The organism is Providencia sp. PROV202, assembly GCF_028479565.1.
GTDB lineage: Bacteria > Pseudomonadota > Gammaproteobacteria > Enterobacterales > Enterobacteriaceae > Providencia > Providencia zhijiangensis.
This window is the reverse complement of the sequence record NZ_JAMPNV010000012.1, coordinates 168,243-190,066: the sequence shown is the minus strand read 5'-3', so window position 1 is coordinate 190,066 and position 21,824 is coordinate 168,243. Positions and strand designations below refer to the sequence as shown.

Genomic DNA, 21,824 nt, shown 5'->3' with positions numbered 1-21,824 from the left:
TGACAAACTTGATGATGTAAAAGATATCGCTAAGACGACGCAAAAAGCGGCGTCTACAGGGAAAAATCAAAGCGTCAATATGGCTCGTTTAGAAGTTGGTATGAAAGGAGCGGGTGCGGGTCTTTCTGTTGCCAATGTAACAACATCCGGGGGATTACGTTTAGAAGCCGCGGCTCAGATGCGCGATATGAAAGAGATGCTAGCAGGCATGATCTTGAATAATGAAACTATTCAGGCATTAACTACATTGCTAGATGAATTAATCAAATCCTTATCAAAAAACTATGAGCAACTGGATGAAATGTTCAGAGGCATGATGACCGCTCTTAACCAATCAAACAACTCTAAAGCCGAGATGCTGAAAGCAGCTCGTTTCGCTTAAATTTTTGGAGAATATTTATATGGCGTTTTTGATTCAATCATCAAATTTACTTACACAGGCTCAACAGAATGACGCTGAATTTGCGTTTAAGCTTAAAACTCAATTGCTTACAACAAATGGAGTGCGCCGGGACGTTCAATTCCACGACATTGCAGATAATTTTGCTGAAGACATTTCAGCTAATTTTGCTGAAAGTGCTGTTGAAAAACCTATCTTACCTGTACCGACATCCACGATGACCAAGCCCCAAATACACGCTGCATTATCAAAGTTGGGGGAAGTGGAAAAAAATACGTTATTAAGTGATTTATCCGGCTTTATTCAAATCACACCAGAGCAAGCTCAACACGCAGTAGAGAAAGTCTTTACCGAAGAGAGCAAAACGCTCAATCAGGTGTTAGCAAATAATCAGCAACTTGATGAGACTGATTACAAACAAATCGCTCTAGCCATTCAAGTGATAATAGGCAGTAGTTTCTTCAATACATTGCTACAAAACTCAAATGTGATTGACTCAGATAAAAAGTCGGTTAAATCAATTGAGGGAGTGAAAGAGCAACAATTCGTTGGCATTATCAGCAGTGATATTATGCTGGAATTACTCAAGATTGTACGCAAAGTAGTTGCCGAGCTAAATATATCGGATCGTCGTATCAGTGCTGATTTCTTAACGCTGAATGCGAAAATGGTTGAAGCGGCAGCTGACTCGACCATTAAAGAAGGCAAGGAGATGTTCAATGGTGCACTGACTGGCTTTTTCACGTCTTTAGCCATTACCGCGGCAGGAACGGCTTTTCAAGCTCGAGGACTGCATAAACAGAATCAGTCAATTAAGCACAATTTAGTCAAAGCAAACCAAAATGGCTCCGCCGCGGATCGTTTAAATGAGCTCAATGCAAGTGCACTGTCATCTCCTAAAAATAATTCCCTTGAATTAAAAACTAAAGACGGCGTAAAAGTGGAGCTGGCGGACCAAGCGACACCTGCGCAGCAAGCACTGGCTAATCAGCGAGGTACTGAAGCGGCCCAGCGTACCAATAAATTAGGATTAGCTGAGCGTGATGAGCATGAGCGCGTCATGAACAAAACTCGTACTCAGATAGGGATTGCAGAGCAAGGCTCCCGCATGTCCGATAATGCAGGTCAAATGGTGACGTCGGCGAATCAGGTGAATGTAAAATCAGAAGAAGCTAACAAAATGACTCAGCAATCTGTTGCTGATATGGCGCGTACCGTCTCTGCGGACAAGGATAAGCAAGTGGATAAAAGCCTAGACTTGGTTAAACAGATGATTGAGTACCTGCGTGAAATCCGTGAAAGTCAATTGCGCACCTTCCAAAGTATGGTAAGAGGCTAAGTCACGATGGAAATCATCACACCAATACATTTAAATCCGCGGGCGTCAGTTAATGCGCCAGCTACTAAGCATGTAGATGTTCAGAACACCTCTCCCGTTATTGAGAAAGGTTTGGTATTAGACCCATCTTTAGATGTTTACCAGCAAGGTGCTCAGTTGGCGCTACAGTTGGGGGCGCCAGTGGATGAAGCCCCATTTAGTCCAAATGTCATTTCGGGTAATTTTGATGATGTCAAAGAGCAATACCGCTTAATGATGATGGCGATGAAACGTTCATCTGATCAGTTTCGGCGGATCCCCCAACCAGTTGAAGATGGTCGTAGTCATATTGAGGCAACACAAGGCTTAATTGAAAAAATCCACGGGGATTACCAGAAAACATATGGTGAAATCGTTAAAGCCTCTACGAAATATATGCAAGATGTGAATACCGCATTAGGTAAGTTGAGCGACAGTATTAAATCCGGTAGTGATGGTAAAATACATTTCACCCCAAAAAAGTTCATGATGGAGTTTGATTTAGCCATATCAAAATATTCAGGTATTTCATATTCTGATTACGAATCCTTTTATACGTCATCTTCATATACTGAAAGTCAATTATTAACAGAATATTGCGAAATGTGGGGTGAAGATCTTGGTAAGAAAAACCCAACGGATCAGAATACCCACAGTAAAAATAAGATGAGAGATTATCTTAGTACTCTAGATTCTAGCGAGTATGGTACGAAAACTCCGCCTTTATATACAATTAAAGCGGGTTCGGACATCAATGTTGAATTTAGTTTTTGGGAAAAAAAATTATCAGGACAAGGATTCACGGTTAAAAAAAGTGGGAATGAGATACAAGTTTATCCAGATTTTAAGCCAATCAGAGAAATTTTATTAGCTATCAAAAACTCTCCTGCTGGATGGAGTGGCGAAGATGTTATGGCACAACAGTTCCAAAGTCTCCAAACTGCGATTGATGCCCAAAAAAACTCGGTGAATAGCAGTGTTTCTCGTTTATTAGAGACTTTTCGTCAGGATAATAGCCATTTTGATACTCTGGTTCAGTTACTTATTCAGTTAATAAAAGATTTAAATCAGAATAATAATGGCCTGATCAATATGTAATTTAAGTTATTTATCTTATTTAATTTTAATCATAAGAAATTATGAGGAGTTTTTATGACTATTATTGGAAGCACTAATTCAGAGATTAGGCGTTCGTCAGATATATCATAAAATGCCACATCGCGGGTAGGTAATAAACCTATCAGTTCACAAATTTCGACTGTTAACTCGATAGGGGGACAAAGCCGTTTCCCTGGAAATTCAATAACAAATGATCAAGTTTCGATTGCCGGAGATCGTAATGAATTACACCGAGCTAATCATAGTAAACAAGCTACGGCTATTTATCAGATGTTAAATGAAACATTTCCAAAAATTTCAGAGGAAATGATCTTATCGGTACTATGTGCGGGTGCGAGTGGTAATTTGATTCAACAAGAGGTTAATTATCGTCCAGAGAATAGTTTAATTCTTTTAAGCTTATTAACGCAGGATGAAATCAATCGTGAACCTGGACTTTTGAAGTCTGCGGCAGATTTAATTAAATCGCTAAATACGCAAGAAAATAAATATTCGCAACTTAAAAATATTTTAAATAATGAAGAACGCGCTTTTGATAAAAAAATGGCATCCGTATTTAAAAGTCTTGGTGAGAACAGATGGCAAACTATTTCTGACCGTTTTGTTGAGAAGTATGTGAACCCTGCACTTAAAGACAAGTTAGCGGAAGTTTTTGATAGAGCCGATGTTGATAGCTGTGATGTGAATAATGCCCTCGTGAGCATGCTAGAACATCAAAGCAAGCTGAAAATGGAAGGCTATATTCAAGAATATAAACAGCATGGAGAAACATCTTTTGCGGATAAATCGCTTCAGCTATATAACGTATTTTTAGAATTAGAAAGCAAAATTGAGCACATTCGTTCATTCAACGATATGAATAATGCAAGTGAGTCGGCACATCAAAAACCTGCATCAAATCCGCATGATTTGGCGGGGGATGAAATTGACGCCGGGCATACGCATCCTGTGTTATCGCCCGCTTTAGCGCCGAATGCAGCTAATACTACCAATTATAGAAATGTCGGTAATACTTACAATATCAACCACTATCATAACGGGGCATCCAGCGGCAGCACGACAAAATCACAAAATAATTTTGGGGAAAGGGTATTGCCACCACCACTGTCCCAAGGGATAAATGCGGTCATCAATACGCCTAAGCATGATCCATCGGAATGGACTCAATACAGAGCGCCAGTTCCCGTGTCGACTACTGTTTTGAAAGACGAAATTGACGGAGGTTCAATGAAAAAGAACCGCCCTGAGTTAAGAGCGCCATCGGAGAATGCAAACAGCGTTCGCCCTCAACCTGCTAAGGAAGAGATTAAGCTCGAGATTGAGTTAGAAAGCCCAGAGGTAAAAGAGCTGGCTGAGCAACCTCGAAAATATATTGCGGATATTCAATGGCTATTGCCGAAAAATCCAGGTTTTCAGAATCGCTATATTCGAACTGAGTCGGGCTGGACATCGAGCAATGGATCAGAGAATGAAGCGAAACCCGTTGTCACGACAGTCGGAGGGTTAAACCATAGCCAAGCAGATAAAGAAATTTATCAAGGGTTACGTGCAGCTCCACAAACGGTACCTGTGGAGCAAATGTTTGCAGGTTCTACCGCGAAAGCCAATAAGCTTTTCACAGGTACAGAGCGCGGCGCTTTAAGCGCAAACCAAGCAGATAAAGAAATTTATCAAGGGTTACGTGCAGCTCCACAAACGGTACCTGCGGAGAAAATGTTTGCAGATTCTACCGCCGATAAGCTTTTCACAGGTACGGAGCGTGGCGCTTTAAGAGCAAACCAAGCGGAAGTCGAGCGGTATTATAACGATGACGCCAAACGTTTTCCATAAGGTAATGATATGACCCCACAACAGGATATGGCGCAGCAATGGTTAGAGCGCCATCTTCAGCAAATTCGTGAGTATTCAGGCATTAACAAATTTTATCCTATGGATGCTGAACTCATTGCCGATGTGCATATCGATTCTTTAGAGCTGTTGGAATTGATTGCGGCGATTGAGGAATATACCGAACAGCCATTACAGGATGAAGTGTGGATGAAGTGGCAACGCTTACAAGATATTGTGGATTACCTTGTTAGTGCCACCACAGACAGTTAAGTTGTCTAGCCAGTTTTTATCGATAATAACTCGGTTTCGTGCTTTTGGGCAGGAAACCGATTTTTTTATGGCTCGGATGTTGCGATTTCCAATGCTTTCTTGATGGCATCGGGAATGACGCTACCATGGGTTTTGCCCGCAAATAAGGTGAAATCACAAACCCGTTGAGGGCGGTTTATGGCTTCACACACTTCACGCGGAGAAATCCAACTTTTGCGCGTTTGATAATTCTGCTTTTGCTCATCGGTTAAACGGCTTAAATCTGGCGTCTCCTCTAACTCCCCGAGGGTGATATCTAGCGGCGATGCTTTCGACGGGCGCGTTAACTTATCTAAATTCACCATTTTTCCTTCTCCCCACCATAATGACGGGCTTGCTGCGACAAAATGCTGGAAATCCGCAGGGTGGTCTTGGTACGCCATCAGGGTAAATAAACCGCCAAATGAATGCCCAAATAAGGTTTCGCGTTGAGTATCTATCGGGAACTGTTGCTCAGCCCATGGGCGAATGGTGAAGGTGAGAAACTGGTACAGAGATTCTGCACCACCACCGTGTTGGAATGCGTCTCCAGCAACTTTCGGCGTATAGTCGTACGTGCGTTCTTTCTTAGGGAACGCTTCAGGGCTGGGGTAGCCGATACCAATAATAATCGGTAATTTTTCTGGGGAAAATTGCTGAGCAGCCTGATTGACCGCGAGCGGGTACAGACCATTCCCATCTAACATAAACAGCACGGGGCGCTTTTCTAAGATATTCTGTGGAACGGCGCTGTAGATGCGCAGCTCGCGCTGGCCATTGCGCATATCATGGTGCTGCACCGTGTATACGTCCGCCACACGTGCATCAAATTCGGGAATATTCGGGTTGGGGCGTGCCCAAGTATTGCTTGCGATACACATCAATAGGCTCGCCATAAACAGTTTTTTTATCATTGGGATTGCCATCGAACGAAAAAGAATCAGCGGGTAATCAGCGATAAGCGTCATACCCGCAATCAGCGATTAGAATGTCACGTTGACATTCGCCCAGTAACGGCGACCGTCTTCAACATCCCAGTTTCCACCATTCTCAGCATCAATTTTAGAGCCTTTCTCGTTAGCGATGTTTAAGACAGCAAAGTTCAGTTTGGTATTTTTCAGCAACTGATACGTCGCGCCTACGTCCATGGTGGTATAGCCTTTACGGTAACGTGGAACGGAAGAGCCATTACGTTGTGCTGCCCAAACTTGTTCACCTTCGTAATGCGCACGAGTGTACAGGTTGAGATCAGGACTATATTGCCAATCCAGTTTGGCATTGGCTAAGTGTTTTGGCGTTTTATCCAATGGGTAGCCTTTGAGGGATTCGCCACTCGTTAGCTTTTCATCATTACTTTTACGTTCTGAATCGGTGTAAGTGTAGTTCAGGCTAAGGTTCCAATCTTCGGCAAATGGAATGCCAGCCGCCACTTCAACCCCTTTAATATTCGCCTCACCCACGTTGTCATAGGTATACAGGTTTAAACCTGTTACAGGGTCTTTGTCGCCGGTGTAGTAGCTGGTGAGTTTATTTTTGAAATCAGTATTAAAGAACATGACGCTGGCATTGAAACCAGATTCATGGTCATAGGCGATCCCAATCTCTTGGTTAAAGCTTTTTTCCGGTTTCAGATTGTCGTTACCGTAAATGATCCCTTTACCTTTCTCTGTCGATGTTTTGTAGTTCGGGCTAATTTCACGCAGTGTTGGTGCGCGGAAAGCTTGTGATACTCCACCCTTGATGGTGATTTCATCGGTCAGATGGTAAATGGCATAACCGCGCGGGTTCCAGTGGTCACCATAGAATTCATGATGATCTAAACGGATACCACCGGTTAAAATCAGATTTTCAGTGGCAGTAAACTCATCTTCTAAAAACAGAGCGTATTGATCCGCAGTCAGAGAGACATTCTCAGTAGTTTTTGCGCCTGTCGCTGACGTATCTTTCAGCTTCGCATGCTGGTATTGGGTTCCCGCCGTCAAAATATTGTCCGGTAGGAAAGCAACCACTTTACCATCCACGACGGTATTCGTGATTTCAGGCATGCGAGCCTCATAAGCGTAATTATACAACCCTGTTTTTGCGTCTTTGGTTTCGGCTTTGGTTTTACGTTTGGTTTGTTCTTGATAAACACTCACTTCTGTTTGAATCACATCCCAGTCGCCTTTGTACGTCAGCGCCATATGATTACGGTTATTATGAGTTTCTGATTTGGTGTTATCCCGTTTTACACCATTAAACATGGAGTATTCAGCGAGGGATTTACCCGGTTCAGCATAGCGTTCTTGGGTTGTTCTACCCGCTTCAAATAAGAAGGTTTGGTTTTCCATTGGCGTGAAAGTTAATTTTGCTGTCAGGCTTTTATTATCTTTCTTATCATGACCATCCGGAATTTTATCTTCCTTACGGTAATCGCCGCCACCATACAGTTGCAGACCTAGTTTATCTTTAATCAGCGGACCAGACAGGTAGAAATTACCGTCCATGGAGTCGCCGCTTTCGCTATTTTCTTGAATAATTGCGCCCGTGGTGACGCTACCGTGCCACTCATTGGTCACTTTCTTGGTGATGATGTTAATGACGCCGCCCATGGCATCAGAGCCATACAAGGAGGACATTGGGCCACGGATCACTTCGATACGCTCGATAGCTTCAACAGGCGGCATAAAGCCTGCTTCAAAGCCGCCGCTACCATTTGGGCGAGATTCACGGCTATTTTGGCGACGACCATCCACCAGAATCAGAGTGTATTCGCCGGATAACCCGCGAATATTAATATCTTGTTTATTGGCGCTGCCGACGACACTGACACCTTCAACATCTTTGACGGCATCAGCTAAGTCGCGAACAGGTTTATTTTGTAACTGCTCGGCAGTAATGACGGTAACGCTGGCAGGGGCATCGCGTAATTGCTGGGAATAACCCGATGCGGTAACAATCATTTTGTCTGAATTTTCTTCTGCTGTGGTGCTAAATGAAGCCAACGCTGCGCAAACACCTGCAGCGATTAAAGAGTAGTGATAGTGCGTTTTCATGTTTTTCCCTAGCAAAACTAAATGATAATGATAATCATAATGTTTGCGAATACTAACACCGATACAGATAGAAAATAAATAATTAGCGAGCTATTTTTTGGGCAAAGTTTGATCACGGTTAACATTTTGTGCGAGGGAACGAGAGAGCGTAAAAAACCGTACAAAAAGTAGGAAATAGACTGAAAAATGAGAGAATAGCTATTTGGGAATGAAAGAAATAAATGCCGATTATTATTTAACGACTCACAATTATCTTATTTAGAATGTTTTTATTATCTTTAAATAACTTCATCTTTTTTTGATTATATTTAAATTTTCTAATTTTAAAAAAGGTTGAATATTGATTTAAAACAGAAAATAAAAATTAAAATGGATATTTAGTTAATATAAAACAGTTGCCTATTGCATTATCACGATGAGTTCGTAAAGATAGGTTATATTGCTAGAATAAAGTTTATTTCCCTTGAGAGTTATTATGGAACAACCGACAAATTCAATTGAAGAGCATCAAAAAACGAAACAAGAAAATAAAAGAACACTGTGGATGATCATCGCTACGGTTATTATTGTTTTGTTGTTTGTTGCCTATGGCGCGTATTGGTTTTTGGTTCTGCGTTTTCAAGAATATACCGATGATGCCTATGTGTCGGGTTTGCAAATTCCTATCGTTGCGCAAACCACCGGAAATGTCACTCAAGTGAACTTTGAGAATACTGACTTGGTGAAAGCGGGTGATGTGCTGGTGGTGCTGGATAAAACGAATGCGCAACTGGCCTATGAACAGGCCAAACATGATTTAGCGTCCACTGTGCGCAAAACCAAAGAGTTGTATATCAATGGGGACCAGTACCAAGCCCAAATCCAACAAAATCGAGTTTCGCTTGCGCAAGCGCAAAAAGATTATCAGCGCCGTGCAGCATTAGGTCGCAGTGGGACGATTTCAAAAGAGGATTTGCAGCACTCTCAAGAAGCGGTGCAACTGGCGCAAGCAGCGCTGGATATTTCGATTCAACAATACAATGCCAACCGTGCGTTGTTGCGTAATACGGCACTGAAAAACCAGCCAGCGGTGCAACAAGCGGCGGATAGCGTGCGCAGTGCGTGGATCAATCTACAGCGGACAGAAATCAAAAGCCCGATGACGGGATATGTCTCTCGCCGTAATGTGCAAGTGGGTTCCCAAGTCAGCCCGCAAAGCTCGTTAATGGCGATTGTGCCGGTTCAACCCGTTTGGGTCGACGCTAACTTTAAAGAGACGCAACTTGAAAATGTGCGTATCGGTCAGCCGGTCACGATTAACAGTGATTTTTATGGTAGCAATGTGAGTTACAAAGGTACGGTAGTGGGGCTGGATATGGGGACGGGCAGTGCGTTCTCATTGCTGCCTGCGCAAAATGCCACAGGGAACTGGATTAAAGTGGTGCAGCGTCTACCCGTTCGCGTGGAGTTAGACCCTGAGCAAGTGGCGAAATACCCGCTACGTATCGGTTTATCCATGAATGTGACCATCGATATTAAAGACCAAAATGGTCCTGTATTGTCGGAAGTGCAACGTACAATTCCCGCGTTTGAAAGTGATGTTTTGGTGCTGAAGTTAAACGATGTGGATCAGGTGATCGATACCATTATCAGCGATAACGCGGATTAGTCCCATGGCTGATATTCAACCGCTAAAAGGGGCTAAACTCGTCTGGGCGACTATCGCCCTGTCTCTGGCGACATTTATGCAGGTGTTGGACTCCACGATTGCCAACGTGGCTATCCCGACGATTGCGGGAAACCTTGGGGTGTCCGTCTCTCAAGGGACGTGGGTGATCACCTCATTTGGGGTATCGAATGCCATTTCTATCGCGATTTCGGGTTTTCTAGCCAAACGGTTCGGGGAAATAAGAGTCTTTCTGTGGGCAACGGCACTGTTTACGCTGTTTTCATTACTATGTGGTTTTTCCGACAGCCTTGGTATGTTGATTTTGTTCCGTGTGCTACAAGGGGCGGTTGCTGGGCCTGTTATCCCGTTGTCACAAAGTCTCATCATGCGGTGTTATCCACCGAAAATGCAGAATATGGCGTTGGCATTTTGGTCGATGACCATTATTTTAGCCCCTGTTTTTGGGCCTATTTTCGGCGGCTATATCAGCGATAACTTCCATTGGAGTTGGATCTTCTTTATGAATATCCCGCTGGGGATCTTCGTGATCATTGTTGGCTCGATCATTCTGAAAGGAATGGAATCGACAGTGGTGAAAGTGCCATTCAATGTGATCGGCTTAGCACTGTTATCCGTCGGCGTGGGCTGCTTGCAGGTACTGTTGGATAAAGGAAAAGAGCTCGGTTGGTTAGCGTCCAATGAGATTGTGATTCTTGCAGTGATCTCCGCAATTGCGCTGGTCTTCATGGTTATCTGGGAACTGACCTCCAAAAACCCGATCGTCGAATTATCGCTGTTTAAATCCCGTAATTTTACCATTGGTACCATTTCGGTTAGTTTGGCCTATATGGCGTATTTTGGGGCGATCGTACTTTTGCCGCAGCTACTGCAAGAAGTGTACGGCTATACCGCAACATGGGCAGGGTTAGCGCTCGCACCAATAGGTCTTTTGCCCGTATTGTTCTCAGCACCTGTCGCGAAACTCTCGGATTTCTTAGATATTCGCTGGATAGTCACTTTTAGTTTCGTGTTTTATGCCATTTGCTTCTTCTGGCGAGCCTATACTTTTGAGCCATCCATGGGGTTCGATGCCGTTGTCTGGCCGCAGTTGGTGCAGGGAATGGCAGTAGCCTGTTTCTTTATGCCGTTGACCACCTTGACGCTGTCGGGGCTGCCCCCTGAAAAATTAGCTTCGGCTTCCAGCTTGGCGAACTTTTTCCGTACGTTGGCGGGCTCAATTGGAACATCGATCACCACCACGCTGTGGAGCGATAGGGAGGCAGTGCATCATAGCCAGCTCACTGAATTTATTACGGATTACAACCCAGAATCCCTTGATATGTACCAAGGGATGGCGGCGCATGGCATGACCACGGAGCAAACCTCCGGCTTTATTGCTCAGCAGATCACCAGTCAAGGGTTGATTATTGCGGCGAATGAGATTTTCTGGTTATGTGGCTGGGTGTTTATTGCGTTGATTGTGACGGTATGGTTTGCGAAGCCGCCGTTTGGCAGCAAAGCGAATAAACACTAACAGGATAGGGCGCGTGAGTTGTTGGCACGTGCCCTATCTTTTACGGAATAGTTTTATAATCTGGATTTTGGAATGATATCGTCAAATACCAGTTTTGGACGGTTCGGCTCTTCTTCCGCAAGTGGTGTCACTTCTTGGAAAGTATTTAGGCAGCGGGTAACTAACGCTTGGTAATCCAGTGTACCTTTACTTTTCCATTCAATTTCTTGCTCTGAAAGGTTGCGCAGCACTTTGGCTGGCGTGCCCACAATTAAACTGTTATCAGGAAATTGCGCATCAGCCTTGATAAACGCGCAAGCCCCAACAATTGAATTTTCGCCAACAACCGCACCATCCATGATGACACTGTTCATGCCGACGAGCGCATTACGTTTGATATGGCAGCCATGCAAAATAGCACCGTGACCAATGTGCCCATCTTCTTCGATGATGGTATCGAATTGCGGAAAACCATGCATCACACAGTTATCCTGCACATTCGCTCCATCTTTAATGATCAAGCGTCCAAAATCCCCACGCAGACTGGCATTGGGTCCAATATAAACGCGCTTACCAATGATCACATCACCGATGATTACCGCGGTGGGATGGACAAAGCTTTCTGGACTGACAACAGGGGTAATTCCATCAATTTGATAAAATGGCATAAAGGTTCCTTTAGCAAAGTGATTATGCGGCTGCCAGCTCTCGAAGAATACCGCCAAAACGTCGATAATAGGCGCTGGAGGGGTGTGGTAGTTCGCCAACGGTGGTTTCACACAAGTCGGTGACGTACTGGGTGGCACCCTGGTCGATACGCTGGTAAATATTGGTGCACAAGTGGCGCGCAATATGCCCTTCCCATTGTGCTGGAAGCAGTTCATCAGGGAGCAACGGGTCTTTTAAGATCACGCGGCGATAAAAATGGATCAGTAATAGGCGCAGCTGAAAACATAATTCAGGGGAAATTGTCTGTTCCCCATGTTCTTTTAGCAATAATGCTACTGGGCGGAATAAGTTGATAAATTGATGATAATGTTCTGAAATCTCAGGGAGCGACCAGGCATCGAACACCAACTCTTTTAATTTCTTCTCAGAGCGATTAAAGGGATAGTTGGCACGGAAGTAAATCACTTGGTCAGCCGCGTTTAACTCCCCCAGTAAGGCAGGAATATCGCTTTGTGTCCGGCTTGGCGCAGCCATCAAGCCGCTATTAAATTGCCCAAACCCGAGCCAACCAAACTCTTTTTTAAGGCGAATTTTTTCGTCTTTATCCGCGCTTTCCAGCAGTAGTAAATCCCATGTGCCATCCCATTCAGGCTGTTCGCTGAGGTAAATTTTGCTTTCCGCTCGGCGAAAGCGGTTTTGTCCGCGCTCTGAAATACGGTAGTAGCTGCGGCGGCCTATTTTTTCGACATCCAGCCAGTTTTCTTTTTGTAGACGAAACACGGAGGTGCGCACAAAGCGGTCGGAAAAACCCATTGGCTCAAGCAATTTGGTCAGGCTACCTAGCCAAACTTCGCCACCACGGTGGTGCAAAGCATCTCCATATAGGGAGCTGATAAGCGACGTTCCGCTGATAGGCTGGCTCTCAATGGCGTAGTGTATAAATTGGCTGAGTTTGGTTTCCATATGATTTTATCCCTAAAATTTATGTATCAGGTGCTTGGCAAATCTTAGACAAAAACTAGTCGATTGTCTTGTTTTCGTGCCAAAGAGTGTGAGCATTATAAGGAAACCGGCCGAGAGGCGTATTCATCATGAATACACCTCATTCTCGGCAATTAGACGGCAATTCGTGTATCAATTACGCGCTGGGCTTTGCCTTGTGAACGCGGGATATCCCCACAGTTGACGATACTCACTCGGGTGCTGATCCCCACCATGGATTTAATACGGTGTTTGAGGTTGTGGCAGATATTACAGCGTTCATCAAAAGTCAGCTGCTCAGGGTGTTTGAGCTCAACGCGCACAGAGAGGTTATCCATATTGCCTTTGCGCCCAATTTCCAGTTGGTAGTGTGGCGATAACTCTTTGAATTGCATGATTTGCTCTTCAATTTGAGACGGGAAAACGTTCACACCACGGATAATCATCATGTCATCGGAGCGACCCGTGATTTTTCCGATACTGCGCATCTGGCGGTTTCCACCAGATTTTAGGTGAGTAAGGTCGCGGGTTCGGTAGCGGATCACTGGCATGGCTTCTTTTGTGAGGGTAGTGAACACTAACTCACCATGTTCCCCATGACCGAGGGTTTTTAGGCTATTTGGGCAGATAATTTCAGGGTAAAAGTGGTCTTCCCAGATGGTTGGGCCGCTTTCTTCAGAGTCTGCGCATTCCATGGCTACGCCGGGTCCCATCACTTCAGATAAACCATAAATATCTAAGGCTTTGATTCCTAGGCGAGTTTCAATTTCGGTTCTGAGGGATTCTGTCCACGGTTCTGCACCAAAGACACCAATTCTTAGTGAGCACTTACTAGCGTCTCCGTCCATGATTTTCTCAAGTTCGTCGATAATACTAAGGCAGTAAGATGGCGTCACCATGATGATATCGGGCTTAAAATCGACAATTAGCTGCGCTTGTTTCTCGGTTTGACCGCCGGACATGGGAATAACCGCCGCACCAAGACGCTCTGCCCCATAGTGCGCCCCGAGCCCACCAGTAAATAGCCCGTAACCGTAGGCAACGTGTACTTTGTCACCGCGAGTCGCACCCGCAGAGCGTAGGCTACGAGCGATTAAATCTGCCCAGTTATCAATATCTTGTTGGGTATAACCGACAACCGTTGGGCGACCTGTGGTACCCGACGAGGCGTGAATGCGGGTAATTTGATCCATTGGCACGGCAAAAGTGTCGAATGGGTAGTTTTCACGTAAATCCTGCTTAGTGGTATAGGGAAATTTTTCGATGTCGCTAAGCTGTTTAAAATCGTCAGGGTGTACGCCCGCGGCATCGAATTTTTTGCGGTACATTGGCACATTTTCGTATGCGTGAGTGAGTGTCCACTTCATTCGCGAGAATTGCAGTGCCTCGATCTCATCGCGAGAAGCAAACTCGATCGGGTCGATATTATCGTGTTGTGTCATGCTCATAATTGCCAATCCTTATTATTATTGATACTTGCCTGAGCAGGTGTAGGGGGGGGGTCAGGCAGTTTTGTTATTCAGATTCGTTCAATAATCATTGCAATACCTTGACCCACACCGATGCACATGGTGCATAACCCGTAGCGACCTTGCTTACGATGCAGTTCATTCATGGCGGAAATCACCAAGCGAGAGCCGCTCATACCCAGCGGATGCCCTAAGGAGATAGCTCCACCATTGGGGTTAACCTGCGGGGCGTCATCTGGCAGACCTAAGCCTCGCAATACCGCCAGTGCTTGAGCGGCAAAGGCTTCATTCAGTTCAATAACATCCATTTGTTCGATAGTCAGCCCTGCCATCTTTAAGACTTTTTGTGTGGCAGGTAGTGGACCAATGCCCATTAAGCGTGGTTCAACGCCGCAAGTGGCTGTGGCTATGACTCGCGCTCGCGGGGTTAATCCTTGCTGCTTGGCAACCGCTTCAGAGGCGATGATTAAGGCTGCGGCGCCATCATTAACGCCCGAAGCATTGCCCGCAGTGACGCAGCCATTTTCACGAAACGGCGCTTTCAGTTTTTGCAGTTGTTCGTGGGTGGTTTCAGGACGCGGGTGTTCATCTTCCGTCACTTGCTGCTCTGATTTACGCAATTTCACGGTGACGGGAACAATCTCTTCGGCAAAGATGCCTTTAAGGCGAGCCGCTTCGGTACGCTGTTGGCTGCGCAGAGCAAAAGCATCTTGGTCTTCGCGGCTGATTTTGTAGGTGTATGCCACGTTTTCGGCGGTTTCTGGCATGGAATCAGTGGAGAATTGCTGCTCCATTAATGGGTTGATAAATCGCCAGCCTATGGTGGTATCAAACATTTGCGCTTGGCGAGAAAAGGCAGCATCTTGTTTTCCCATCACAAACGGTGCACGGCTCATGGATTCCACTCCACCGGCAATCATCAATCCCGATTCCCCAGCTTTGATGCTGCGAGCGGCAAGGGCGATGGCATCTAAGCCAGAGCCGCACAGGCGATTGATGGTGGTGCCAGATACTGAAATCGGCAAGCCAGACAGTAGCCCCGCCATTCGTGCGACGTTGCGGTTATCTTCCCCCGCTTGATTGGCGCAGCCGAGGATAATGTCATCGGTTAGGCTCCAATCTAGCTGTGGGTTGCGTACCATTAGTGCTTTGAGCGTGATGGCTGAAAGGTCATCGGGGCGTAGTGAAGATAATGCGCCGCCATAGCGACCAATCGGGGTGCGAATACCATCGCAAATATAGGCGTCATTCATGAGGCTTCTCCAACTAAACGGTGACCTAAACGGTGGGAACGACCTTGAAACAGCGCCAGTGGTTTGCCATCTTGGTTGGTAATCTCTACTTCATATAACCCACTGCGTTTACCTTGATGCTGCATTTTGGCGGTGGCGGTCAGTAAATCCCCTTCAAAACCGGGGCGTAGAAAATCGATGGAACACATGGAGGCGACGGCAGCATAACCTTGGCTGTTGCAGGCATACGCAAACGCGGTATCTGCCAGACTAAACAACTGCCCGCCGTGACAGGTTTTGTGCCCGTTCAGCATGTTGGGGGTAACCGCCATGGTGAGTTGCGCATAGCCCTCGGCCACATCTTCAATCACCATCCCCATGGCTTTGGCGCAAGTGTCATCGCGGTACATGGCATGTGCCGCTTGCTGGGCGAGGGTGATGTTGGGCAGTGAATTCATGGCAATGTCTCCAATGAAAGTGATTGAAAACCGGCGGCAAGCTGGCGTAGTAATGGGTTGGGGCGATAACGCGTGTCCCCATAGAAATCGGTTAAATGTTCAAGGGTGTGCAAAATATGTGACCAACCGATTTGAGCGCCCCATGCTAGTGGCCCTTTCGGGTAATTTACGCCGAAACACATCGCCAAATCAGTATCTTGCGCGCTTGCGACGCCTTTATTCACCACATCCAAAGCCTCATTGCACAACATGGCAACGGTGCGCAGGGTTAATAGCGCAGGGTAGTCCGGTAGCACAATCACTTGCTTGCCGAGGGATTGAAAAAAGGCAATCGCATCTTGGTTTTGCTGGTGGCTATTTTGTACTGCGCAACTGATAGCGATAGTGGTTGCCGCAACGTAGTTGGCGGATAAATCAAACTGCACCACGGGCTTATCAAGCTTTTGCGCAAGAGTGGATGTCATTTCACCATTTGTTAACATAATAATAACCCCGTTAACAACCAGTGAGGGTGACTGGTGCGTTTTTTGTTCAGCTTCTTCGAGGCAGATCCCGTTTTGCTGTAAGAGTTGCTTAAGTTCAGGAAATATTTGCCAATTTCCATAGGCTTTGATGTCGAGCTGGTGAGACTGCACGATGGAAGGCGCAACATCGACCCGAGATGCGGATTTATTATGATCATCATGATTATCCGTGGCGTAATCATAAAATCCACGACCGGATTTGCGCCCAAAATGCCCCGCTTGCACCAACGCCAATTGCGCAAATGCGGTTTGGAAACGCGGATCATAGCCAAATGCTAGAAACATGGACTCCGTCACGGCGTAGTTAACGTCATGGCCGATTAAATCCGTCAGTTGCAAAGGCCCCATGGAAAAGCCTCCGGCATCGCGCATCACACTGTCTAATGTAGCGGGGTTGCCCACTTGTTCTTCCAGTGCTCGTAAGGTTTCCGCATAAAAAGGCCTTGCTACGCGATTAACAATAAAGCCCGGTGTGGAGCGGCAAATCACCGGAATTTTATTGAATGCCAGTGTCAGGGTTTTTAGGGTTTCAACCACGTGCTCTGCGGTTTCAAGCCCACGGATCACTTCGACTAGCTTCATCACAGGAGCAGGGTTAAAAAAGTGCAAGCCAGCCATGCGTTCAGGATGCTTGAGTACGCTAGCAATCGCCGTGATAGATAATGACGAAGTATTGCTAGCAAAAATCGTGTTTTCGCGACAAATATCTTCAAGTTCACTGAATATAGCCTGCTTAATGGTGAGTTTCTCAGCGACTGCTTCAATCACTAAATCGGCGTCAGCAAGGGCAGAAAGGCTGTCGGCAATATGGAGACGCGTAAGGGTGTCTGCGGTGCTTTTGGCGTCCGCTTTACCTTGTTCAACGCGTTTGCGTAAACGAGCGGTGAGTGCCGTTAAAGATTGCTGCAACACTTGCGTATTGACATCAAAAAGTTGCACGTACAGACCTGCACTGGCAGCGACTTGCGCAATCCCAATGCCCATGGTGCCCGCACCAATAACTGCGACCTTATTTATGGATAGACCGTGTATAGGTGGATTGTGTATCTGTAGAGAAGCGGTCATGGTTATTTCCCTTGGAACGTCGGTTTGCGTTTATTTAAAAACGCATCGACGCCTTCGCGATAATCATGGCTGCGCCCGCCTAAGCGCTGTAAATCTCGCTCTAAATTGAGCTGCTCATCAAGGGTATTAGTGGCGGCACTGTGAATGGCTTTTTTGATCAGCCCTAACCCATAAGTCGGTTGAGTCGCAAGATGCTTCGCGAGGTTGCCCACGGTGGTGGCGAGTTGGTCATTTTCCGTGACTTGCCAAATCATGCCCCACTGCAATGCTTGTTCCGCGCTGATTTTATCCCCTAGCATCGCCATACCCATGGCACGGGCACGACCGACTAATTGTGGTAAAAACCAGCTTCCACCGGAATCAGGCACCAGCCCGAGGCGGCAAAATGATTGAATAAAGCTGGCGCTTTTCGCGGCGATAACAATATCTCCTGCAAGGGCTATTGCCGCTCCCGCACCTGCGGCAACACCGTTAACGGCGCAAATAATCGGCTTGGGTAAGGCGACGAGACGGCGGATCAGTGGGTTATAGTAAGTTTCGACGGAAAATCCCAGATCAGGGGCTTCGGATCCGACGGCAACATTACGATCGTTCAGATCTTGCCCCGCACAGAATCCACGACCTGCGCCAGTGATCACTAAGCAGCGTACAGTTTCGTCGCGCTCGGCGATTTTTATTGCCGTGCTCAGCTGGCAATGCATCTCATCGTTAAAGCTATTTAGGCGTTCAGGGCGGTTTAAGGTAATCGTGAGCACCCCATCTTCCAGCGTTGTAAGGATCATCTCTTCGGTGAGAGCGATGTCATTTATCATGGTTAGCGTCCTGTAAATTGGGGGGATCGTTTTTCGAAAAAGGCGGCGATCCCCTCTTGGCGATCGTCAGTACCCGCAAGGTTGACAAAATACTGGCGCTCCAGTTTTAAGCCTTCGGTCAGGTGAGTTTCGTGGGCGCTTACTAGCGCAGCTTTGGCGGCGTTTACGGCTAAAGGCGCATGTCCTGTGATGCGTGTGGCGATAGCTTGAGCGCGTTCAAGGGTGAGTGCGTCCACGCACACTTCACTGACTAATCCGGCTTGTTTAGCTTGCTCAGCGTTGATGGTTTCTCCGGTGAGTACCATCTGCATGGCAAGGGATTTGCCCACTGCGCGAATTAGGCGCTGAGTACCGCCCGCACCGGGGATCAGTCCAAGGGTAATTTCCGGTAAGCCAAAGCGAGCGGATTCCCCCGCAATAATGATGTCGCTGGCGAGCAGTAACTCGAACCCAGCCCCTAACGCGTAGCCATTGGCGGCACAAATAATCGGCTTGCTGATTTGTGCAAAACGGCGCCAAACTTGTGGACGTTTATCCGTGATGGCGCTGGCAACGGTTTGCTGTTGAAGCTCTTTAAGATCAGCCCCTGCGGCAAAGAAACGTGGGTTGCCCGTGATGACGATAGCGCCGATATTGTCATCGGTTTGCGCATGCTCAAGATGCTTAACCAGTAATTCAAGGCACGGCGTACTCAGTGCGTTGCGTACATCGGGGCGATTAAGCGTTAGTGTCAGAACGCGGTGATGTTGTTGAGATAAAATCCAATTATTTTCCATTGCTCATCCCTACACATCAAAGTCCAATACCACGCCATCCCCTTTTGGCCATGCTTGGCAGCTGAGGATATAACCGGCGGCAATTTGGTCAGGCTCGAGGCTGTAGTTCACACCCATTTCAATCTCTCCCGAGCGCAACTTACATTTGCAGGTGGCGCAAACACCACCTTTACAGGCGTAAGGCAGGTCAGCACCTTGGCGCAGTGCGGCGTCGAGGATGCTGTCATCTTGACCATCCATATTGATATTTAGGGTGCGCCCATCTAACAAAAGAGTAACTTGACGGCTTTCACTGGTGGCAATGGTCGGTTTGAATTTCGCGCCAGAGGTATTAAAGCGCTCGGTATGTACGCGCTCTTGTGCCATGCCGTGATGAATTAAAGTTTCTTGGACTTCATCCATCATGGACTCTGGACCGCAAATGAAAGCGCGGTCGAATTGGCTAAAATTGAGCAGAGATTTCCCTAAGGCACTAAGTTGCTGCGCATCAATGCGCCCGCTGAGTAACGCGCTCTCTTGCGGCTCTTGGCTAAACAGATACAGCACTTGAAAACGGGTAGCAAAGCGGTTTTTTAAGTCAGCAATGGCTTCTTTGAACATCACTGAACGGCTATTGCGATTACCGTAAATCAGCACAAAACGGCTATTTGGCTCGGTTTGCAATGTGGCTTTGATGATGGATAACAGCGGGGTAATGCCGGAGCCTGCAGCCACGGCTAAATAGTGCCCTTGTTGCTGGCTATCGGGTTGGTAGCCAAATTGCCCTTGGGGGATCATCACTTCTAAGCTATCCCCAACATTCAGTTGTTGGTTGATAAAGTTAGAAAATCGCCCTTCGTAGATAGCTTTAACGCCAATTTTTAGCCCGTTTTCATCGGGGGCGCTACAGATGGAGTAGCAGCGACGAAGATTTTCGCCGTTAATCGCAGCTTTCAACGTCAAATGTTGGCCCGGACGGTAACGATACTGCGCTTGCAAAGATTCAGGAATATGAAAGGTGATCGCCACGGCATCGGGCGTGTCACGGTCAATAGCGGCAATACTTAAACGGTGAAAGACAGTCATGAGTGTGCCCTTAAATACATTTAAAGTAATCAAACGGTTCTAAGCATTCATTGCAGCGATACAGCGCTTTGCAGGCGGTAGAGCCAAACTCGCTAATTTTTTCCGTCTGTTCGCTGTCACAACGGGGGCAATAAATTGCCCCTGTATGTTCAGGATGCTCACAGGCGGTGCCTTGTGGGGGGGCAATGCCAAATTCACGTAAGCGCCTTTTGGCATCTTGGTTCATCCAGTCCGTCGTCCATGCGGGGGTTAATACCACTTCTACATCCACAGGTGAAAAACCCGCGCTATCGAGAACCGTTTTGATTTCATTGATTAAAAATTCGGTGGCGGGGCAGCCTGAATAGGTTGGGGTAAACCCAATTTGCCAGCCTTGTTCGGTCGGCTTCACATGGCGCACCATGCCGAGATCAGTAATAGACAGAGCTGGCAATTCAGGGTCAGGGATCTGTTGAAGCTGCTGCCAGATCTGATGAATATCGGGGGATTGAAGTTGCATTCTCTGTTCCATCGCTATCACCACTGGCTGTTGGGGTAAGCGCGTTGCACAAATTGCAGCTGCGTGAGAATTAAACCGAGGTGCTCAGTGTGGCTGCCTTGTTTGCCACCTAATCGATAAGCAGCTTGCTCAGGTAGGCTGAGAGTGGCTTCTTCAAAGGTTTCATTCACGGCTTGCAGCCAAACGTTGCGCAGTGTGCGCGGGTCAACGGCAATGCCTGCCTCGCTTAACGTAATTTCAATTTCATCGGCATGGAACAATTCGCCCGTAAAGCGCCATAAGCGATTGATGGATTGCTGGATTTTTTGTTGGCTCAGTGCGGTACCATCCCCTAATCGGATCATCCAACCGCGGCTAAAACGCAGGTGGTACAGGGCTTCTTTAAGGGATTTTTCGGCAATGGCGGCAAGCTGTGGGTCACGGCTTTGAGCCAGTGCGCTGTACAGGGGCACATGGTAGGCATCGATAAAAAACTGGCGTACGAGGGTATCGTTGAAGCCATCATTCGGTTGTTCAACAAGCAATAAATTGCTGAATTCACGCTCATCACGCAGGTAAGCCAGCTTGTCTTCGTTGTAGCCTGCGCCTTTGAGTTGTGCGGCGTAGCTCAGGAAATTGCGCGCTTGCCCCAGTAAATCTAAGCCGATGTTAGACAGCGCAAGGTCAATTTCGATTTCAGGGGCGTGACCGCACCACTCGCACAGGCGTTGTGCCAGAATCAGTGGAGTGTCTCCGAGGCGTAAAACATAATGTTGGAGCTGCTGTTTTTCGGTCATTTCAAGCTCCTTACATGTTTTTGATGCCATCAGGGATGGTGTAAAAGGTCGGGTGGCGGTAAACCTTGCTATCCGCAGGGTCAAAAAATTGATCTTTTTCATCAGGTTGAGATGCGACCAAATGAGCGGCTTTGACGACCCAAATGGAGCAACCTTCGCTACGGCGAGTGTAGGCATCGCGAGCATTTTCCAGGGCCATTTGGTCATCGGCGGCGTGCAAACTTCCCACATGGCGGTGGGCTAAACCTTGTTTACTGCGAACAAACACTTCATACAGTGGCCAATCTTGATTGTTCATGGTCTTTTCC

20 protein-coding genes and 1 pseudogene are annotated in these 21,824 nt (G+C 46.7%); 7 read left to right on the top strand and 14 right to left on the bottom strand.

What is annotated here, in order from left to right; all coding sequences use genetic code 11:
- The 5 genes and pseudogenes from PR799_RS09945 to PR799_RS09925 form a co-directional block, all read left to right on the top strand.
- A pseudogene (locus tag PR799_RS09945) lies at positions 1 to 382 on the top strand (type III secretion system translocon subunit SctE); the annotation flags it as partial.
- 19 nt (positions 383 to 401) lie between these two features.
- Positions 402 to 1,739 carry an IpaC/SipC family type III secretion system effector gene (locus PR799_RS09940; RefSeq protein WP_272521890.1) on the top strand — a complete coding sequence of 446 codons (1,338 nt, stop codon included), beginning with the start codon at positions 402 to 404 and terminating at the stop codon, positions 1,737 to 1,739.
- A 6-nt stretch (positions 1,740 to 1,745) separates the two neighbouring features.
- Positions 1,746 to 2,855 carry a hypothetical protein gene (locus PR799_RS09935; RefSeq protein ID WP_272521888.1) on the top strand — a complete coding sequence of 370 codons (1,110 nt, stop codon included), beginning with the start codon at positions 1,746 to 1,748 and terminating at the stop codon, positions 2,853 to 2,855.
- Positions 2,856 to 3,182: 327 nt separating this feature from the next.
- On the top strand, positions 3,183 to 4,706 hold the full coding sequence (locus PR799_RS09930; protein ID WP_272521887.1) for a hypothetical protein: 1,524 nt from the start codon (positions 3,183 to 3,185) through the stop codon (positions 4,704 to 4,706).
- A gap of 9 nt (positions 4,707 to 4,715) precedes the next feature.
- Positions 4,716 to 4,976, top strand: a complete 261-nt coding sequence (locus PR799_RS09925; protein ID WP_272521885.1) for an acyl carrier protein — start codon at positions 4,716 to 4,718, stop codon at positions 4,974 to 4,976.
- Between the two features lie 65 nt (positions 4,977 to 5,041).
- On the opposite strand, the gene PR799_RS09920 is transcribed toward PR799_RS09925, so the two are convergent.
- Together PR799_RS09920 and PR799_RS09915 are read right to left on the bottom strand one after the other, a co-directional pair.
- Positions 5,042 to 5,962 (bottom strand): alpha/beta hydrolase, encoded by a 921-nt coding sequence (locus tag PR799_RS09920; RefSeq protein WP_272521884.1) that lies wholly within the window; start codon positions 5,960 to 5,962, stop codon positions 5,042 to 5,044.
- A 15-nt stretch (positions 5,963 to 5,977) separates the two neighbouring features.
- Entirely contained in the window at positions 5,978 to 8,029 is a 2,052-nt protein-coding gene (locus PR799_RS09915) for a TonB-dependent receptor domain-containing protein (RefSeq protein ID WP_272521883.1), read from the bottom strand.
- Positions 8,030 to 8,504: 475 nt separating this feature from the next.
- On the opposite strand from PR799_RS09915, the gene emrA reads away from it, so the two are divergent.
- Positions 8,505 to 9,677 (top strand): multidrug efflux MFS transporter periplasmic adaptor subunit EmrA, encoded by a 1,173-nt coding sequence (gene emrA, locus PR799_RS09910; RefSeq protein WP_154602217.1) that lies wholly within the window; start codon positions 8,505 to 8,507, stop codon positions 9,675 to 9,677.
- 4 nt (positions 9,678 to 9,681) lie between these two features.
- On the top strand, positions 9,682 to 11,211 hold the full coding sequence (locus PR799_RS09905) for a DHA2 family efflux MFS transporter permease subunit (protein ID WP_154602218.1): 1,530 nt from the start codon (positions 9,682 to 9,684) through the stop codon (positions 11,209 to 11,211).
- Positions 11,212 to 11,264: 53 nt separating this feature from the next.
- On the opposite strand, the gene paaY is transcribed toward PR799_RS09905, so the two are convergent.
- The 12 genes from paaY to paaB all read right to left on the bottom strand — a co-directional run bounded on the left by paaY (position 11,265) and on the right by paaB (position 21,814).
- Positions 11,265 to 11,858: a phenylacetic acid degradation protein PaaY gene (gene paaY, locus PR799_RS09900; protein WP_006659697.1), complete on the bottom strand. Its 594-nt coding sequence runs from the start codon at positions 11,856 to 11,858 to the stop codon at positions 11,265 to 11,267.
- A gap of 22 nt (positions 11,859 to 11,880) precedes the next feature.
- Positions 11,881 to 12,822, bottom strand: a complete 942-nt coding sequence (gene paaX / locus PR799_RS09895; RefSeq protein ID WP_154602220.1) for a phenylacetic acid degradation operon negative regulatory protein PaaX — start codon at positions 12,820 to 12,822, stop codon at positions 11,881 to 11,883.
- A 152-nt stretch (positions 12,823 to 12,974) separates the two neighbouring features.
- On the bottom strand, positions 12,975 to 14,288 hold the full coding sequence (gene paaK / locus PR799_RS09890; RefSeq protein WP_272521882.1) for a phenylacetate--CoA ligase PaaK: 1,314 nt from the start codon (positions 14,286 to 14,288) through the stop codon (positions 12,975 to 12,977).
- A 71-nt stretch (positions 14,289 to 14,359) separates the two neighbouring features.
- Positions 14,360 to 15,562 (bottom strand): 3-oxoadipyl-CoA thiolase, encoded by a 1,203-nt coding sequence (pcaF, locus tag PR799_RS09885; protein WP_154626322.1) that lies wholly within the window; start codon positions 15,560 to 15,562, stop codon positions 14,360 to 14,362.
- Positions 15,559 to 15,999: a hydroxyphenylacetyl-CoA thioesterase PaaI gene (gene paaI, locus PR799_RS09880; protein WP_272521881.1), complete on the bottom strand. Its 441-nt coding sequence runs from the start codon at positions 15,997 to 15,999 to the stop codon at positions 15,559 to 15,561. Before paaI ends, pcaF begins: the two co-directional genes overlap by 4 nt.
- A complete protein-coding gene (locus tag PR799_RS09875; RefSeq protein ID WP_272521880.1) occupies positions 15,996 to 17,588 on the bottom strand; it encodes a 3-hydroxyacyl-CoA dehydrogenase in 1,593 nt (530 codons plus the stop codon). Before PR799_RS09875 ends, paaI begins: the two co-directional genes overlap by 4 nt.
- 2 nt (positions 17,589 to 17,590) lie before the next feature.
- The gene (paaG, locus tag PR799_RS09870) at positions 17,591 to 18,400 is read right to left on the bottom strand and encodes a 2-(1,2-epoxy-1,2-dihydrophenyl)acetyl-CoA isomerase PaaG (protein ID WP_272521879.1); all 810 of its coding nucleotides are present in this window, start codon (positions 18,398 to 18,400) and stop codon (positions 17,591 to 17,593) included.
- Between the two features lie 2 nt (positions 18,401 to 18,402).
- Positions 18,403 to 19,176, bottom strand: a complete 774-nt coding sequence (paaF, locus tag PR799_RS09865) for a 2,3-dehydroadipyl-CoA hydratase PaaF (protein ID WP_154626330.1) — start codon at positions 19,174 to 19,176, stop codon at positions 18,403 to 18,405.
- A 9-nt stretch (positions 19,177 to 19,185) separates the two neighbouring features.
- Entirely contained in the window at positions 19,186 to 20,241 is a 1,056-nt protein-coding gene (paaE, locus tag PR799_RS09860; protein WP_272521878.1) for a 1,2-phenylacetyl-CoA epoxidase subunit PaaE, read from the bottom strand.
- A gap of 10 nt (positions 20,242 to 20,251) precedes the next feature.
- Entirely contained in the window at positions 20,252 to 20,752 is a 501-nt protein-coding gene (gene paaD, locus PR799_RS09855) for a 1,2-phenylacetyl-CoA epoxidase subunit PaaD (RefSeq protein WP_154626335.1), read from the bottom strand.
- A 5-nt stretch (positions 20,753 to 20,757) separates the two neighbouring features.
- Positions 20,758 to 21,516 (bottom strand): 1,2-phenylacetyl-CoA epoxidase subunit PaaC, encoded by a 759-nt coding sequence (gene paaC / locus PR799_RS09850; RefSeq protein ID WP_154626337.1) that lies wholly within the window; start codon positions 21,514 to 21,516, stop codon positions 20,758 to 20,760.
- Positions 21,517 to 21,526: 10 nt separating this feature from the next.
- Positions 21,527 to 21,814 (bottom strand): 1,2-phenylacetyl-CoA epoxidase subunit PaaB, encoded by a 288-nt coding sequence (gene paaB, locus PR799_RS09845; RefSeq protein WP_036948387.1) that lies wholly within the window; start codon positions 21,812 to 21,814, stop codon positions 21,527 to 21,529.
- Between the last annotated feature and the right edge of the window lie 10 nt (positions 21,815 to 21,824).

Excerpts from the sequence above, each read along its gene's own strand:
- PR799_RS09940 (WP_272521890.1), top strand. The coding sequence starts at position 402 with ATGGCGTTTTTGATTCAATCATCAAATTTACTTACACAGGCTCAACAG.
- PR799_RS09935 (WP_272521888.1), top strand. The coding sequence starts at position 1,746 with ATGGAAATCATCACACCAATACATTTAAATCCGCGGGCGTCAGTTAAT.
- PR799_RS09930 (WP_272521887.1), top strand. The coding sequence starts at position 3,183 with ATGATCTTATCGGTACTATGTGCGGGTGCGAGTGGTAATTTGATTCAA.
- PR799_RS09925 (WP_272521885.1), top strand. The coding sequence starts at position 4,716 with ATGACCCCACAACAGGATATGGCGCAGCAATGGTTAGAGCGCCATCTT.
- PR799_RS09920 (WP_272521884.1), bottom strand. The coding sequence starts at position 5,962 with ATGACGCTTATCGCTGATTACCCGCTGATTCTTTTTCGTTCGATGGCA.
- PR799_RS09915 (WP_272521883.1), bottom strand. The coding sequence starts at position 8,029 with ATGAAAACGCACTATCACTACTCTTTAATCGCTGCAGGTGTTTGCGCA.
- emrA (WP_154602217.1), top strand. The coding sequence starts at position 8,505 with ATGGAACAACCGACAAATTCAATTGAAGAGCATCAAAAAACGAAACAA.
- PR799_RS09905 (WP_154602218.1), top strand. The coding sequence starts at position 9,682 with ATGGCTGATATTCAACCGCTAAAAGGGGCTAAACTCGTCTGGGCGACT.
- paaY (WP_006659697.1), bottom strand. The coding sequence starts at position 11,858 with ATGCCATTTTATCAAATTGATGGAATTACCCCTGTTGTCAGTCCAGAA.
- paaX (WP_154602220.1), bottom strand. The coding sequence starts at position 12,822 with ATGGAAACCAAACTCAGCCAATTTATACACTACGCCATTGAGAGCCAG.
- paaK (WP_272521882.1), bottom strand. The coding sequence starts at position 14,288 with ATGAGCATGACACAACACGATAATATCGACCCGATCGAGTTTGCTTCT.
- pcaF (WP_154626322.1), bottom strand. The coding sequence starts at position 15,562 with ATGAATGACGCCTATATTTGCGATGGTATTCGCACCCCGATTGGTCGC.
- paaI (WP_272521881.1), bottom strand. The coding sequence starts at position 15,999 with ATGAATTCACTGCCCAACATCACCCTCGCCCAGCAAGCGGCACATGCC.
- PR799_RS09875 (WP_272521880.1), bottom strand. The coding sequence starts at position 17,588 with ATGACCGCTTCTCTACAGATACACAATCCACCTATACACGGTCTATCC.
- paaG (WP_272521879.1), bottom strand. The coding sequence starts at position 18,400 with ATGATAAATGACATCGCTCTCACCGAAGAGATGATCCTTACAACGCTG.
- paaF (WP_154626330.1), bottom strand. The coding sequence starts at position 19,176 with ATGGAAAATAATTGGATTTTATCTCAACAACATCACCGCGTTCTGACA.
- paaE (WP_272521878.1), bottom strand. The coding sequence starts at position 20,241 with ATGACTGTCTTTCACCGTTTAAGTATTGCCGCTATTGACCGTGACACG.
- paaD (WP_154626335.1), bottom strand. The coding sequence starts at position 20,752 with ATGGAACAGAGAATGCAACTTCAATCCCCCGATATTCATCAGATCTGG.
- paaC (WP_154626337.1), bottom strand. The coding sequence starts at position 21,516 with ATGACCGAAAAACAGCAGCTCCAACATTATGTTTTACGCCTCGGAGAC.
- paaB (WP_036948387.1), bottom strand. The coding sequence starts at position 21,814 with ATGAACAATCAAGATTGGCCACTGTATGAAGTGTTTGTTCGCAGTAAA.